This window comes from Mesorhizobium sp. M2A.F.Ca.ET.037.01.1.1 (assembly GCF_003998075.1).
Lineage (GTDB): Bacteria > Pseudomonadota > Alphaproteobacteria > Rhizobiales > Rhizobiaceae > Mesorhizobium.
The window spans coordinates 1-671 of record NZ_RZSA01001651.1 but is presented as its reverse complement, the minus strand read 5'-3'; the positions used below and the strand labels follow the sequence as shown (position 1 = coordinate 671).

Here is a 671-nt window from a genome sequence, read left to right as displayed (position 1 = left end):
AACACGGCGTTCCCCGTCCATCGCTAGCCGACCGAGTCGATCCTAGCGACGACAAGAAGATTTATAACATTACCCTTCGAGAAAACCTGAAGTTTTCCGACGGCAGTCGTATAACGACCGATGACGTGATCCAGTCGCTAAAGCGCTGGTCTTCCCGGGATCAGGTCGGGCGCCTGTTAGCCGACCGGCTCAAGGAGATGAGCAAGGTCGACGAGCTGACATTCCGGATCGAACTGACCAAACCGTTCGACGTTCCGGCTGCGCTTGCCGGCATTACCGGAAATCCCCCTTTCATCATGCCCAAGCGGGTCGCCTCTATCCCGGCGACCGAGTCACTCACCGATGCCACCGGGTCTGGTCCGTATATGTTTGATATCTCTACATGGAAACCAGGTCAAACGCGTGTTTATACCAAGAACCCGCATTACGTTCCGAGGAACGATGCCTCAAGTTTCCTCGCTGGCAAGAAAGAGGCAGTTTTTGACAAGATAGAATATTCAAACATTCCAGATGCCAATACCGCCATGGCGTCAATGTTGACGGACCAATTTGACATCTGGCTGGCCCCACCAGTGGATAGTGCCGTTGCATTTAGGAACAACCCCAAGTTTGCAGTGGATAACGGTGTTTGGTACTCGAATTATATTCGACCAAATTTCTTCAACCCTCCG

At 52.3% G+C, this 671-nt stretch carries 1 protein-coding gene; it reads left to right on the top strand.

Annotated features, from left to right (window positions below):
* A partial coding sequence (locus EOA27_RS38990; RefSeq protein ID WP_245491404.1) for an ABC transporter substrate-binding protein occupies window positions 1–671 on the top strand: 671 nt, incomplete at both ends.